We start from the raw sequence: 12,484 nt of genomic DNA on the forward strand, positions 1-12,484 counted from the left end.
CCTCTGCGGGTTATGGCCGAAATGTTGGCAGGTTGGGGGTGGTCACCACATATCAAAAGGGGCGCTTGTGTGCCAAGCGCCCCTTCGGGATGTTTTGACCGCTTAGAAAGGAGCGGATTCAGGCAGCCACTTTGCGATCAGTACGTTCAGTGAACCGTCTGCTTTCATGCTTTCGATTGCTGCAGAGAATTTCTCTTTCAGCTCTGTGTCGCTTTCACGGATGCCCATGCCGATGCCGCCGCCAAGCAGTACGTCATCGCCAACCATTTGCAGGTCTGCATCTTCCGCTGCGATTGGCTCGAGGAACGCACGGTCTGCAAGAACGGCGTCCGCTTCGCCTGATTTCACGGCTGCAACTGTTTCTTCTGGTGTTGCGAACTCGAGAAGTGTCGCGCCCATTGAGGCAACGTGGCCCGCTTGGATCGTACCAGTTTGCGCAGCGATCACGCCACCTGCCAGATCAACGTCAGCAGATGCTGCTACGAATGAAGAGGGATCGGGCTGTGTGTAAGGTGTTGTGAAATCGATGACTTCGTCACGCTCGGCTGTGATGGACATGCCTGCGATGATTGCGTCGTAGTTGCCGGATACGAGGTTCGGGATGATGCTGTCCCACTCGTTTGTGACCCACTCGCATGTCAGTTCAGCGCGTGCGCACAGCTCATCGCCTACTTCGCGCTCAAAGCCATCAACTTCGCCTGCGTCATTGAGGAAGTTGTAGGGAGGGTAGGCGCCCTCGGTTCCCAAACGAACCACAGAGTGGCTACCTGCGAGTGCAGCACCTGCGGTGATTGCAAGCAAAGCGGTTGCTGTAATTAGTGTCTTCATGAGGTTTCTCCCTTGTCTCATTAAGTCGGTACTGGTGTTGTTATGCGCTGCCAGCAGAAAGAAATTGCTGCAAACGCTCGGATTTTGGCGCGCCAAACAACTCGTCAGGTGCGCCTTCTTCTTCGATCAGCCCTTGGTGCAAAAACACAACGTGATCAGACACATCGCGGGCAAGGTTCATATCATGGGTGACGATCAGCATCGTGCGCCCCTCAGCGGCAAGGTCTTTGATCACGCGGATCACTTCTTGCTCAAGCTCTGGGTCAAGGGCGGACGTAGGCTCGTCAAACAGCAGGGCCTTTGGCTCCATGCACAGGGCGCGCGCGATGGCGGCACGCTGTTGCTGGCCGCCCGAAAGCTGTGCGGGATACACATCGCATTTGTCCCCAATGCCAACTTTTTTGAGATATTTGCGCGCAGAGGCCTCAACTTCTGACTTGGCGCGCCCCAAAACAGTAACAGGCGCCTCCATGACATTTTCAAGAATTGTCATATGGGCCCACAGATTAAACTGTTGGAACACCATGCAAAGATTAGTGCGGATATGGCGAACCTGAGCCGCGTCAGAGGGGCGGCGCGCTTGGGCCGTGCCGCGCCAATTTACTGGATCGCCTTCGAAAATCACATCGCCCTGCTGGCTGTCTTCGAGCAGGTTTGCACAGCGCAAAAGCGTGGATTTTCCGGAACCAGATGAGCCGATGAGCGAAACCACATCCCCACGTTCAGCGCGGATACCGACCCCTTTGAGAACCTCAAGCTCTCCGTAGGATTTGTGCAAATCCTTCAATTCGATGACAGTGTTGGCGGTCACAGCTATCCCTGCAAATGTTAGCGCTTTAATACACTTCGATTCTACAGAAATTGCAATGGTATGCGCCAAACTTGACCCAGCGGAACTTGGCGCCGCTATGGCTATTTTTAGCTTTCCTAAGTGCTGACCCGTTGGCGCGCCAAGTTGCTGTCGATATCAGAGACACCAAGGAACGACACGACCATGCGCAAAAGCGCATCTTCTTCGTCGTCACGCTCACCATCTGCCAATGCAACGGTCCATAGCGCTTCGACGACTGCGATGCGGTCCTCATAGGCGACTGCATCTTTGATAGCGCGGGTAAAGCGCACGGTATCGGGTGCTTCTTTTTCCAACTCTTCGGCCTGCAGTTTTAGGCTTTGAGCATCGCTGCCAGACAGCCCGTAACGCGCCTGAATGATCGAAACGATGCGCTGTTGTTCCGCAAGCGCGTAATCCCCGTCGGATTTGGCAAGCCGGACCAACAGTCCCGTTAGGGCAAGCCGCGCGTCAGCATCCGCAAGCTGGGCGGGTTTATCGGCTGTGAGGCGGTTTAGAAGTTGTGCAAACATATTCAACATCTATGCTTTTCAAAAGGGCTTTCAAGTGGCGTGCCACACTGCACAGCGTCTAGCCGTCATACCCTTCGACGATAACCAAATCGGTCAATGCGATTGGCTCCCGCAGGGCTTTGGCAGCTTGATATTCCGCGCTGTTGTAGCAAGCGTAGGCAGCCTCAATACTTGGGAATTCAATGACGACGGTGCGTGAGCGGGCACTACCTTCTTCAAGGGTTTGTTCGCCGCCGCGCACGACAAAACGCGCGCCAAATTCTGCGAATGGGGCGGCATTTGCGGCCTTGTAGGCTTCATAGCCTTCAGGGTCTGAGACATCTCCGTGCGCAATCCAGTATCCTTTGGGCATGTATTTCTCCGATTTGTGAGAGGGTGAATAAGTGGGCTGATTAGGCGGAAGGGACGGTAATTTGCCCTTGTGAGATTGGCACGGCGCTGCCCGCGATACGCACCGCAGTCAGCACGCCGCTTGCTACATCCGCTTTAAAGTAGATCTCGCTTGGTCGCCCCATGGAAATGCCTTGGGTCAATTGCAGTTCGGTTGTGCCGTCTTTGTCCAGCGCGCCGTTTTGCAAAAGCTGGCTGGCCAGAATTGCGCTTGCGCTGCCTGTTGCGGGATCTTCGGGAATACCGGCAGTGGGGGAAAACATTCGCGCATTAAAGCTTGGTGTATAGAGATACGCACTGTCCACCTGACAGGCTTTCATCAGTTGATCCCAAGCGGGCTGGAGTGGGCGCGCGTGTTGCAACGCGGCCTCATTCACCACGGGAATATAAAGAAAACGCGGCCCGCCTTCGTGCACGCCTGCCGTGTGTGGGCCAAGTTGCGTGGTGGTCAGGCCCAAAGCGGAGGCGGCTAATTCCGGATCGACGGCAATATTGCAGTCAAAAGGTACAACAGGCGCGGTAAATTGTGCTGTATCGTTGGTAATTGTGACGGGCACAAGTCCGGCAACTTCTTCAAGCACTACATGATCCAACCCACGCTTTTGGGCCAGATGCAGCGCGCAGCCAATGGTGGGGTGACCTGCAAAAGGGATTTCTGAAGTTGGGAAAAAGATGCGCACCTTAGCCGTGTTCGAAGTATCATCTGCCGTCTGCACAAAGATGGTTTCCGACAAGTTGAATTCACGCGCAATTGTTTGCATCTGCGCTGTGCTCAGATCGTCTGTGCCCTCAACAATGGCCAACGGATTGCCACTGAACGGGCGCTGCGTGAATACGTCGTAAGTCGTGAAGTCGAGAGTTGGCATCCGGTCCACCTTGTAGGGACGACCTAGCTGATCGTCCCGTACATTTGAATGGTTTTCGCCGGTGCGGGCAAGAGCGCTTCGATCCGCTCCAGCAAGTTGTGTTCGGGGCCCGTTTCGGGGCCGTCACAGTTTACCACAAGCAGCAAGTCATCCATCAGCGCGTCCCGCTCATGGGCGGGTGTCTCATGGGCGAGCAAACGCCCCAAAGCTTCGGTGTGGGGATATTCGCGTTCAAGCGTTTCACCGGATGCACGCAATTGCGCAGCGGCAATACCATTGAGACCCAGGCGGCGTTTTAGAACCTCATCAATCGTGGTTATCTCTGCCAAGTTGAGAGGGCCGTCGCTACGCGCAAGCCGCACCAGCAGTGCTGCAAGGGTCACGTGGTCGTCGAGTGCTGGTAAAACGGGTTCGGGTCGGGCCGGTCGTGAGACCACCCCAAGTATTCTGCCTATCATATCTGCTCCTAGCGCCGCGATTTTTCGCGATCATTACCTTAGCAATGGCCCAGAGGTGACGGTTTCCAAAGGGAAAAATGAAAAAGGCGAATCATGTCTTGGGGAGTGTTGCAAAAAAACGCGCCCTGCAGGTGCGGGACGCGTTTTAAATATTTCAACTAAGCAGGGCGGGTTTAGACGAGGCGCGAGGCCTCCTTTGCCGCTTTCACAAACCCTTCAAACAGGGGGTGCGGTGCGAAAGGCTTGGATTTCAGCTCCGGATGGAACTGTACGCCGATGAACCAAGGGTGGTCACGCCACTCAACGATTTCGGGCAGCGTGCCGTCTGGGGACATGCCCGAGAACAACAACCCACATTCTTCAAGCTGCTTGCGGTACTTCGTATCAACTTCATACCGGTGGCGGTGGCGCTCTTCGATGGATGTTGTGCCGTACACTTCGGCGACTTTAGATCCTTCGACCAGTGTTGCGTCATATGACCCCAAGCGCATGGTCCCGCCTTTATCATCATCTGCCTTGCGCTGAACTTTTGCGTTGCCCTGCACCCATTCTTTGAGGTGGTAGACAACCGGCTCAAACCGTTTTTTGCCTGCCTCATGGTCGAACTCTTCGGAACCGGCGTCCGCCAGCCCTGCCACATTTCGCGCGGCTTCAATGACAGCCATTTGCATACCAAGGCAAATCCCGAGGTAGGGAACTTTACGGGTGCGGGCGAATTCCGCCGCTTTGATTTTGCCTTCTGTGCCGCGCTCGCCAAAGCCGCCCGGAACCAAAATCGCATGGAACCCTTCGAGGTGTGGAGCAGGGTCTTCACGGTCGAATAGTTCTGCGTCGACCCATTCAATTTTGACCTTCACACGGTTGGCCATGCCACCGTGGGTTAGGGCTTCGTTGATTGATTTATAAGCGTCTTCCAGCTGAGTGTATTTGCCAACAATCGCGACTTTGACTTCGCCCTCTGGGTTATACACGCGATCAGCCACATCTTCCCAACGTTTTAGGTTGGGTTGCGGGGCAGGTGTAATGCCAAAGGCGTCCAATACTGCTTGGTCCATGCCTTCACGGTGATAGGCTAATGGGGCTTCGTAAATAGATTTAAGGTCTTGCGCCGCAATCACGCTCTCGGGGCGCACGTTGCAGAACAGGGCCAGCTTTTCACGCTCTTTTTCCGGGATTGGACCCTCCGAACGGCAAACCAGAATATCCGGTGCCAACCCGATTGAGCGAAGTTCCTTGACCGAGTGTTGGGTGGGCTTTGTTTTCAACTCGCCTGAGGCTTTGATGAACGGCAGTAACGTCAGGTGCATAAAGATACAGTCACCGCGTGGCTTATCGTTGGCAAACTGACGAATGGCCTCAAAGAAGGGCAGGCCTTCGATGTCCCCAACAGTGCCGCCGATCTCGCACAGCATGAAATCAACTTCATCATCACCAATGTCGATGAACTCTTTGATCTGGTTGGTTACATGGGGGATTACTTGGATTGTTTTGCCCAGATAATCTCCGCGCCGTTCTTTCTCGAGAACGGTTGAGTAAATCCGACCAGATGAGACGGAATCACTGTTGCGCGCCGCAACGCCGGTAAAGCGCTCATAATGGCCAAGGTCCAAATCGGTCTCTGCGCCGTCGTCCGTTACAAACACTTCACCGTGCTCAAACGGTGACATCGTGCCCGGATCGACATTGAGGTAGGGGTCCAGCTTACGCAGGCGGACAGTAAAGCCCCGCGACTGCAAAAGAGCGCCCAAAGCGGCAGATGCAAGGCCTTTGCCAAGCGAGGAAACAACACCACCTGTAATAAAAATAAACCGTGCCATGGTGTGAGATATCCCCGTGTTTTGTTGCATGCTCGGTGCAAAACAGCACCTCAGATGCGCTGTATCACGGGATTTAATCCTATCAGGATTCGGACGAGGCGCGCAACCGGTCAAACGCAATATAGGGCGGAATTAATATCGCCAAATACTATAGATAGTGTAAGAAAGCCGCTTTTAGATCAGGTGTTTAGGCTGGCTTGTGTTGTGCCGGGTTATTTAGTCAGCACGCGGTGTTGCTGGCTCATCCGCGGATGGTGGTAGCAAGTCCGCGCCCGCCGGGGCCACAGGTGCTGTCTCTGCAGAAGGAGGTGCCAATTGATCCACCACAGAGCTGCCGTTGCCATCAAGGGATGTCAAAACTGTCATTAGCAATGCGACTGTCATGAAAGCAATTCCCAAAATCCACGTCACTTTTGACAAGGCCGATGCTGCCGAGCGGCCGGTCATAACGCCGCCACCGCCGCCACCACTGCCCATGCCAAGGCCGCCGCCTTCAGACCGTTGAAGCAGCACAACGCCGATCAAAGCCAAAGCTAGCAACAACAAAACAATCAGCAGTACGTTTTCCATGGGGACGCTCGTTTATCAAAGGTTGGCCGGTATGTAGTGGGAACGGCCCAATGTCGCAAGGTCCGAATGTAGGGGATTTATCATTCATTTGGCGCTGCTGCCGAGGTAACTCTATCAGCTTTGAGGTTTGAGCGCGCCTTTCACCCTTTCCCCTGCCCTGCCTCTGTCTTATAGGGACCACGGTTTGATCTCTAGGCATGAAGGCAGAGCGCAATGGCAAACGTAGTGGTGGTTGGCGCCCAGTGGGGTGACGAAGGCAAAGGCAAGATCGTTGATTGGCTCTCAGAGCGCGCAGACGTCATTGCCCGCTTCCAAGGGGGCCACAATGCAGGTCACACGCTTGTTATTGATAGCAACGTCTACAAACTGCACGCGCTGCCATCCGGTGTGGTGCGTGGCGGCAAACTGTCCGTTATTGGGAATGGTGTTGTGCTGGACCCATGGCACTTGATGAAAGAGATCGAAACAGTCCGTGCCCAAGGTGTTGAAATCACGCCTGAGACATTGATGGTCGCTGAAAACACACCATTGATTTTGCCAATCCACGGCGAGCTTGATCGTGCCCGTGAAGAAGCTGCAAGCGCTGGCACCAAGATTGGTACAACAGGCCGCGGTATCGGGCCCGCATATGAAGATAAAGTTGGACGCCGTTCTGTTCGCGTAGCTGACCTAGCTGATGATGCGACACTTGTTGCGCGTGTTGACCGTGCGTTGCAGCACCACAACCCGCTGCGCAAAGGTTTGGGCATCGAGCCCGTAGACCGCGAAGCGCTGTTGAACGAGCTGCGCGCCATTGCGCCACAGCTTTTGCCGTACGCAGCACCGGTTTGGAAAGTGTTGAACGAGCGTAGCAAAGCCGGTCAGCGGATTTTGTTCGAAGGCGCCCAAGGCGCACTACTCGACATCGATTTCGGCACATACCCGTTTGTGACATCCTCCAATGTAATCGCAGGGCAGGCTGCGACGGGTACAGGTCTTGGGCCAACGGCGATTGACTTCGTTTTGGGCATCGTCAAAGCCTACACCACCCGTGTGGGTGAAGGGCCGTTCCCGACCGAGCTGGAAGATGCAGACGGCCAACGTCTTGGCGAGCGCGGCCATGAGTTCGGAACGACAACAGGACGCAAGCGTCGTTGTGGTTGGTTTGACGCGACCATCGTACGTCAGACCTGCGCCACGTCCGGCGTTTCTGGCATCGCGCTGACCAAGCTTGATGTTCTAGACGGTTTTGACACGCTCAAAATTTGCGTCGGTTATGACCTGGATGGCGAGCGTCTTGATTACCTGCCAACAGCTGCGGACCAACAAGCGCGCGTGACACCGATCTATGAAGAGATTGAAGGCTGGCAAGATAGCACCGCTGGTGCAAAGTCATGGGCCGATTTGCCTGCTGCGGCCATCAAATATGTCCGTCGGATCGAAGAGTTGATCAACTGCCCCGTCGCCCTAGTTTCCACTTCACCAGAGCGCGAAGACACCATTCTCGTGACAGACCCCTTTGCGGACTAAGAAATTCGCACGTTAACACTTCCGGAGGCAACCAATGGCGCTAAGCCACAAAGCAAAGAGACGTTGGTCACTGTTTATCCTGATTTTTGGGGTGCCGATTTACATCGTTATGGCGGTGACACTCATTGATCTGCTCCGGGACATGATGGGACGGCCCTCCATTTTGGTCGAGCTGGGAGTATTTGTCGTACTTGGTGTTTTGTGGGCTTTCCCGCTGAAGGCGATCTTCAAAGGGGTTGGGCAAGCTGATCCGAATGCGCCACCGGAAGATGAACAGCACTGATTGAAAAAAAGCGGCCCCAAATTTAGGGGCCGCTTTTTTGTTTCTGCTCACCGAGTCTTTCAACCAAATGGCGTTATCAAGCCTCGCGCCGCAGGGGGGCGAAATCTTGGTTGGGATTGAACCGGCTGGTTTCTTGAACCACGAACTGCCCTGGTTTTTGTTTTTGGAACTTACCTTGGCGCAATAACTGTCCGAACGAGCGTAACCCATCCTCGCGACTAAATCCGTCGTCACTTACGCTGCTTGCTTTTGACATGACTTGTGGGCGCGAGAACGTCGGCTGCCCTTCAACCACTGCAAGGTAAACTGCCGCTGCCTCAAGCAAATCAGGAAGCCCATGTGCGCCCATTTGGGCAGCGAACTCTGAAAAGCTTTCGGCCTGAAATGCCGGAATTGTAGTCGTCGGGCTTATTGCTGCCTTGGGCGGGGCCGTCTGCGGATTGGCAGCGGAGTTTTGCTGCGCAACCGGCTTTGCCCCGCGAACAACACGGCGCGGGCGGACAGGACGCACAGGGAGTGTCGTATCCTCATCTTGCATCTCAGGTTCCGGTGCTTGCGGGATGTCTACACGTTGCTCGGCCACCAACTTAAGCGGGGCTGCGGGCGCTGGGCGCACGGCGTCGGCCAAATCTGCACGGTACTCATCCGTCTGATCAGCATTGCCATTTCCAAAGCCCGCGGCGAGGTCAGCTGCTTTTGATGCAACCGCTGCTTTCAGGTGCGCAATAGCGTTTTGCTTGCGGCCTGTTTCGGCGGTGGCCAACTCGCGGTCCGCTTGCTGCATCAAGCGCTCCATATCAATTGGCGCGTCTTCCCGGGTCTGGGCAGCTGCGTCTTTGCGCGCATCGACCTCCGCCTCGGCAAGCATCGCTGCAAGAGCGTCTGCTGCGTCATCTTTTTCGGCGGTGGCGGCTTCGTCAGGCGTGTCAGCTGCAAGTTCAGGAGCGCGTGGGTCCTTTGCGCGCGCTTCAGTTTCCGGCTTAGATTTTGGGGTGAATTCTGGGGCGGTCGGTTCTGCCAGGTTTTGCACTTCGCCCTCGGCAGCAAGCGCCGCCGCGAGTTCGGCTTGCAAATCCGCTTCATCCTCGGGGCTTAGGGAAGAGGGTGTTGTGAGCATAATTTGCGGGTTGTCTGTCGCGGTGTCTGTTGTCTCCACGTCAGTTTCGTCCTCTGCATCGAGAGGGTTATCCATCAGATCATCATCGTCTTGGGCGCTCTCATCTGCTGGGCTGGCGGCTTCAACCTTACTGTCCTGCGGGACTTCGTTTTCTTCCCGTTCATCGCTTTCGTCGTCGAACAGTTCTTCCAACTCGCCGCTGTCCAATGCGCGCTCAAGATCTGCTTTTTTGACTTTGATGACCCGTGCAACGGGGCTGGTTGCGGCCTCAACTTTGGGGGCGGGCGCAACTGCGTCGTTGGCCTCATCGTTTTCGACAGTTGAGATGAAGCTATCGATATCGAAATCGTCCGCAGCTAAGTCTGTTTCGGTGTCAGTCGGTGCTTCAACTGGTATGACGGGGGCAGCGTTATCCGTTGTTGGGGCGTCATCTTTGGTATGCAAATCCGCAAAGGCCGTGTCGATACTACGTTCTGCATCGGCGTGCTGGTCTTCGATAAATTCACTGGGATTGGGTGCAATCGCAGAAGTGTTTGGTGCTGCGCTGCGCATGGCCTCGGTTTTGGTCGCTGCAGATGATTGGACCGCTGACCTGATGCGCTTGAGCTTTTCGGCAGCACTTGCAACGCCACGATCAGTCTGTGATTGGGCGCTTGCTGTGGCTGTATTTGGCACCATCGCCGCGTTTTGCGGGCCGCTTACGTCGGGCTGTACGGCGGGTGCGGGGGCAGGGCTGCTCGGGCTGGCGCTGAGTTTGACGTCATTGCCTTCAATGCGACCAATCACGCGCCGCTCAATTTCACGCTCTGCAATACGGGCCAGCATCTCGGCGTCTGGTACGGGTGGTTCTGCGCCAAAGTAGCGGTCATCAGCCGCAAGGTCGCGGAAATACTCCGCAATCGCTTTCATCGCATTGAAGGAGTAGTCGAACCCCTCAAGCGTGCATGAAAACGTCCCATATGAGACTGTTAGAATTTTATTTGGCCCTACCATGGCGTACTCGCTTTCTTTGTAATCCAGCGGGGAACGGTTTAACGTGATACATGTGTCAAATTTGAACAATGCCGCGTTGATGGCGGTATTATTTCAAGGCAGAATTGTGATCTGTTTCCAACTCAGGCAGTAATGTTAAATGTCCAAAGCAATTGTTTCACAAAACGCACCGGTTTTACTTGTTGGTGGTGGTACGACTCACCGCGATGATTGGTCTTTAGCGTCTAGGTGTGGTTGCGTTGTGGCGGTGGATGGCGGGGCGGATGCAGCCTTGGGCAATCGCGTGACACCTGATTTTGTGATCGGCGATTTGGACAGTATCAGCGGAACCGCCCATGACAAACTCGCGGATCGGGTCATTGCAGTGTCCGAACAAGACACAACGGATTTTGACAAAGCGCTGCGCAATATCGATGCGCCGCTTATCTATGCCATCGGGTTTACGGGCGCGCGCATGGATCACAGCCTTGCTGTTCTTAGCGGCCTTGTAAAAGCATCCAAGTCCCGCTGCATTGTGGTGGGCGAGGTCGATACGGTTTGTCTTGCGCCCGCACGTCTTGATTTTAGGGATGTGACTGCGCAAACGCGGGTTTCACTGTTTCCGATGGGACCCGCACGGGCAACCTCGACTGGGCTGAAGTGGGCGCTTGATGGCATTCGTTTCAGTCCCGACAGCGCAATTGGCACCTCGAACGAGGCTTTGGGCGGCGCCCTTACAATCGAAACATACGATCCCAAAATGTTGCTTATTTTGCCCCGCACGCTGATCTACGTGCTGACGGATGCACTACGTGCCGCACCCAGCTGGTAGGTGGCTAAATGCGGGCTGTGTTCAGCAGTTCGGAATATTGACGGCCAGACCGCCGAGAGACGTTTCTTTATATTTCTCTGACATATCCGCACCCGTCTGGCGCATGGTCTCGATCGCCGCATCAAGCGGGACTAGGTGTGTGCCGTCGCCGCGCATCGATAGTGATGCCGCAGACACGGCCTTGATCGCGCCAAGGCCATTACGCTCAATGCAGGGCACCTGAACCAAGCCGCGCACCGGATCGCAGGTCATGCCCAAGTGATGCTCAAGTGCGATTTCTGCGGCGTTTTCGATTTGCTCAGTCGTGCCACCTAAAACAGCCGTCAGGCCAGCGGCGGCCATTGCGGCGGCGCTACCTACTTCGGCCTGACAGCCCGCTTCTGCGCCCGAAATTGACGCATTGAATTTCACCAAACCGCCAATCGCCGCAGCGGTCAGCAAAAATTCCGGTACGCGGCTGACAGATGCGCCAGGCACGTGATCGAGGTAGTAGCGTATGGTTGCCGGCACAACGCCGGCGGCCCCATTAGTGGGCGCTGTGACCACCTGTCCACCGGCCGCGTTTTCTTCATTCACGGCCATTGCATAAACGCTCATCCAGTCGTTAATCGTGTGCGGCGCATTCAGGTTCATCCCGCGTTCGGCTAATAATTTCTCATGGATATTTTTGGCGCGTCGTTTCACAGATAAACCACCGGGCAAGATGCCGTCACGGGCAAGCCCGCGATCAATACAGTCATTCATAACGTCCCAAAGGCGCGTAAGGCCTGCTTCAAGGTCCGCGCGGGGGCGGCGCGAAAGCTCATTGGCCTCTTTCATTTGGGCGATGGTTTTGCCCGATTGCGCGGACATTTCCATCATCTCGTTGGCGGATTTGAACGGGTAGGGCACGGGCGCGCCTTCTTCGGTCGCAGCACCACTTGCAAGCTCTTCTTCGGTGAGAACAAATCCACCGCCAATAGAGTAAAAGACCTGCGACAAGATAATATCGCCTTGCGCATCGGTAGCTTGCAGGCGCATTCCGTTGGCGTGACCTGTCAGGCGGGTATCATAATCAAAGATCAGGTCTGCAGCAGGATCAAAATGCAAACTGGGCAGGCCATCATTGATGACTTCCTTGTCCGCGTTGATCGCCGTAAGGGCGGCCTCGGCTTTGGCCTCGTCGTAAGTGTCAGGCAAAAAGCCCGCCAGCCCAAGAATGGTCGCGCGGTCTGTTGCGTGACCTGCGCCCGTAAAGGCAAGTGAGCCGTGCAAAGAGGCCTTAAGCCCGTGGGCTGTGAACGGGGCCGAGCGCAGCATATCCAAAAAGCGCGCAGCAGCAACCATCGGTCCCATTGTGTGAGACGACGATGGGCCGATGCCCACTTTGAACATATCAAAGACAGATAAAAACATATGTTAACTGATACTGTCTTAGGGGCGGGGCGGACGTCTGATTGCGACGTTTCAAAGGGCCATTCGGTCAGAGGCGTAGGGCTTG

General features: G+C 55.3%; 13 protein-coding genes. 3 read left to right on the top strand and 10 right to left on the bottom strand.

What is annotated here, in order from left to right; genetic code table 11:
• Positions 1-102: 102 nt before the first annotated feature.
• From NeNHUV3_RS11590 to secG, 8 genes are all read right to left on the bottom strand, one after another.
• Entirely contained in the window at positions 103-828 is a 726-nt protein-coding gene (locus NeNHUV3_RS11590) for a transporter substrate-binding domain-containing protein (protein WP_048598283.1), read from the bottom strand.
• Positions 829-868: 40 nt separating this feature from the next.
• On the bottom strand, positions 869-1,639 hold the full coding sequence (locus NeNHUV3_RS11595) for an ABC transporter ATP-binding protein (protein ID WP_391481553.1): 771 nt from the start codon (positions 1,637-1,639) through the stop codon (positions 869-871).
• 116 nt (positions 1,640-1,755) lie between these two features.
• Entirely contained in the window at positions 1,756-2,190 is a 435-nt protein-coding gene (locus tag NeNHUV3_RS11600; RefSeq protein ID WP_391481554.1) for a TerB family tellurite resistance protein, read from the bottom strand.
• A 58-nt stretch (positions 2,191-2,248) separates the two neighbouring features.
• Positions 2,249-2,542, bottom strand: coding sequence for a DUF1330 domain-containing protein (locus NeNHUV3_RS11605; RefSeq protein ID WP_391481555.1), 294 nt, complete (start codon positions 2,540-2,542; stop codon positions 2,249-2,251).
• A 40-nt stretch (positions 2,543-2,582) separates the two neighbouring features.
• Entirely contained in the window at positions 2,583-3,446 is an 864-nt protein-coding gene (locus tag NeNHUV3_RS11610) for a PhzF family phenazine biosynthesis protein (protein WP_391481556.1), read from the bottom strand.
• 23 nt (positions 3,447-3,469) lie between these two features.
• Positions 3,470-3,904, bottom strand: coding sequence for a TerB family tellurite resistance protein (locus tag NeNHUV3_RS11615; protein WP_391481557.1), 435 nt, complete (start codon positions 3,902-3,904; stop codon positions 3,470-3,472).
• A gap of 173 nt (positions 3,905-4,077) precedes the next feature.
• A complete protein-coding gene (locus NeNHUV3_RS11620; protein ID WP_048598278.1) occupies positions 4,078-5,721 on the bottom strand; it encodes a CTP synthase in 1,644 nt (547 codons plus the stop codon).
• Between the two features lie 216 nt (positions 5,722-5,937).
• Positions 5,938-6,291, bottom strand: coding sequence for a preprotein translocase subunit SecG (gene secG, locus NeNHUV3_RS11625; protein ID WP_048598277.1), 354 nt, complete (start codon positions 6,289-6,291; stop codon positions 5,938-5,940).
• A 213-nt stretch (positions 6,292-6,504) separates the two neighbouring features.
• Between secG and NeNHUV3_RS11630 the strand changes: the two genes are divergently transcribed.
• Complete coding sequence (locus tag NeNHUV3_RS11630; protein WP_048598276.1) at positions 6,505-7,800, top strand: adenylosuccinate synthase; 1,296 nt, start codon at positions 6,505-6,507, stop codon at positions 7,798-7,800.
• A 34-nt stretch (positions 7,801-7,834) separates the two neighbouring features.
• A complete protein-coding gene (locus NeNHUV3_RS11635; protein ID WP_391481558.1) occupies positions 7,835-8,083 on the top strand; it encodes a DUF2842 domain-containing protein in 249 nt (82 codons plus the stop codon).
• A 76-nt stretch (positions 8,084-8,159) separates the two neighbouring features.
• Here NeNHUV3_RS11635 and NeNHUV3_RS11640 read toward each other — a convergent pair whose 3' ends face one another.
• Positions 8,160-10,193, bottom strand: coding sequence for a hypothetical protein (locus NeNHUV3_RS11640; protein WP_391481559.1), 2,034 nt, complete (start codon positions 10,191-10,193; stop codon positions 8,160-8,162).
• 139 nt (positions 10,194-10,332) lie between these two features.
• Between NeNHUV3_RS11640 and NeNHUV3_RS11645 the strand changes: the two genes are divergently transcribed.
• Positions 10,333-11,004, top strand: coding sequence for a thiamine diphosphokinase (locus NeNHUV3_RS11645; protein WP_391481560.1), 672 nt, complete (start codon positions 10,333-10,335; stop codon positions 11,002-11,004).
• 21 nt (positions 11,005-11,025) lie between these two features.
• Here NeNHUV3_RS11645 and NeNHUV3_RS11650 read toward each other — a convergent pair whose 3' ends face one another.
• Positions 11,026-12,399, bottom strand: coding sequence for an L-serine ammonia-lyase (locus tag NeNHUV3_RS11650; RefSeq protein WP_391481561.1), 1,374 nt, complete (start codon positions 12,397-12,399; stop codon positions 11,026-11,028).
• Positions 12,400-12,484 lie beyond the last annotated feature (85 nt).

Source organism: Nereida sp. NH-UV-3 (assembly GCF_042939535.1).
In the GTDB taxonomy this organism is placed as follows: domain Bacteria; phylum Pseudomonadota; class Alphaproteobacteria; order Rhodobacterales; family Rhodobacteraceae; genus Nereida; species Nereida ignava.

Coding starts and splice junctions, on each gene's coding strand:
- NeNHUV3_RS11590 (WP_048598283.1), bottom strand. CDS start 828: ATGAAGACACTAATTACAGCAACCGCTTTGCTTGCAATCACCGCAGGT.
- NeNHUV3_RS11600 (WP_391481554.1), bottom strand. CDS start 2,190: ATGTTTGCACAACTTCTAAACCGCCTCACAGCCGATAAACCCGCCCAG.
- NeNHUV3_RS11605 (WP_391481555.1), bottom strand. CDS start 2,542: ATGCCCAAAGGATACTGGATTGCGCACGGAGATGTCTCAGACCCTGAA.
- NeNHUV3_RS11610 (WP_391481556.1), bottom strand. CDS start 3,446: ATGCCAACTCTCGACTTCACGACTTACGACGTATTCACGCAGCGCCCG.
- NeNHUV3_RS11615 (WP_391481557.1), bottom strand. CDS start 3,904: ATGATAGGCAGAATACTTGGGGTGGTCTCACGACCGGCCCGACCCGAA.
- NeNHUV3_RS11620 (WP_048598278.1), bottom strand. CDS start 5,721: ATGGCACGGTTTATTTTTATTACAGGTGGTGTTGTTTCCTCGCTTGGC.
- secG (WP_048598277.1), bottom strand. CDS start 6,291: ATGGAAAACGTACTGCTGATTGTTTTGTTGTTGCTAGCTTTGGCTTTG.
- NeNHUV3_RS11630 (WP_048598276.1), top strand. CDS start 6,505: ATGGCAAACGTAGTGGTGGTTGGCGCCCAGTGGGGTGACGAAGGCAAA.
- NeNHUV3_RS11635 (WP_391481558.1), top strand. CDS start 7,835: ATGGCGCTAAGCCACAAAGCAAAGAGACGTTGGTCACTGTTTATCCTG.
- NeNHUV3_RS11640 (WP_391481559.1), bottom strand. CDS start 10,193: ATGGTAGGGCCAAATAAAATTCTAACAGTCTCATATGGGACGTTTTCA.
- NeNHUV3_RS11645 (WP_391481560.1), top strand. CDS start 10,333: ATGTCCAAAGCAATTGTTTCACAAAACGCACCGGTTTTACTTGTTGGT.
- NeNHUV3_RS11650 (WP_391481561.1), bottom strand. CDS start 12,399: ATGTTTTTATCTGTCTTTGATATGTTCAAAGTGGGCATCGGCCCATCG.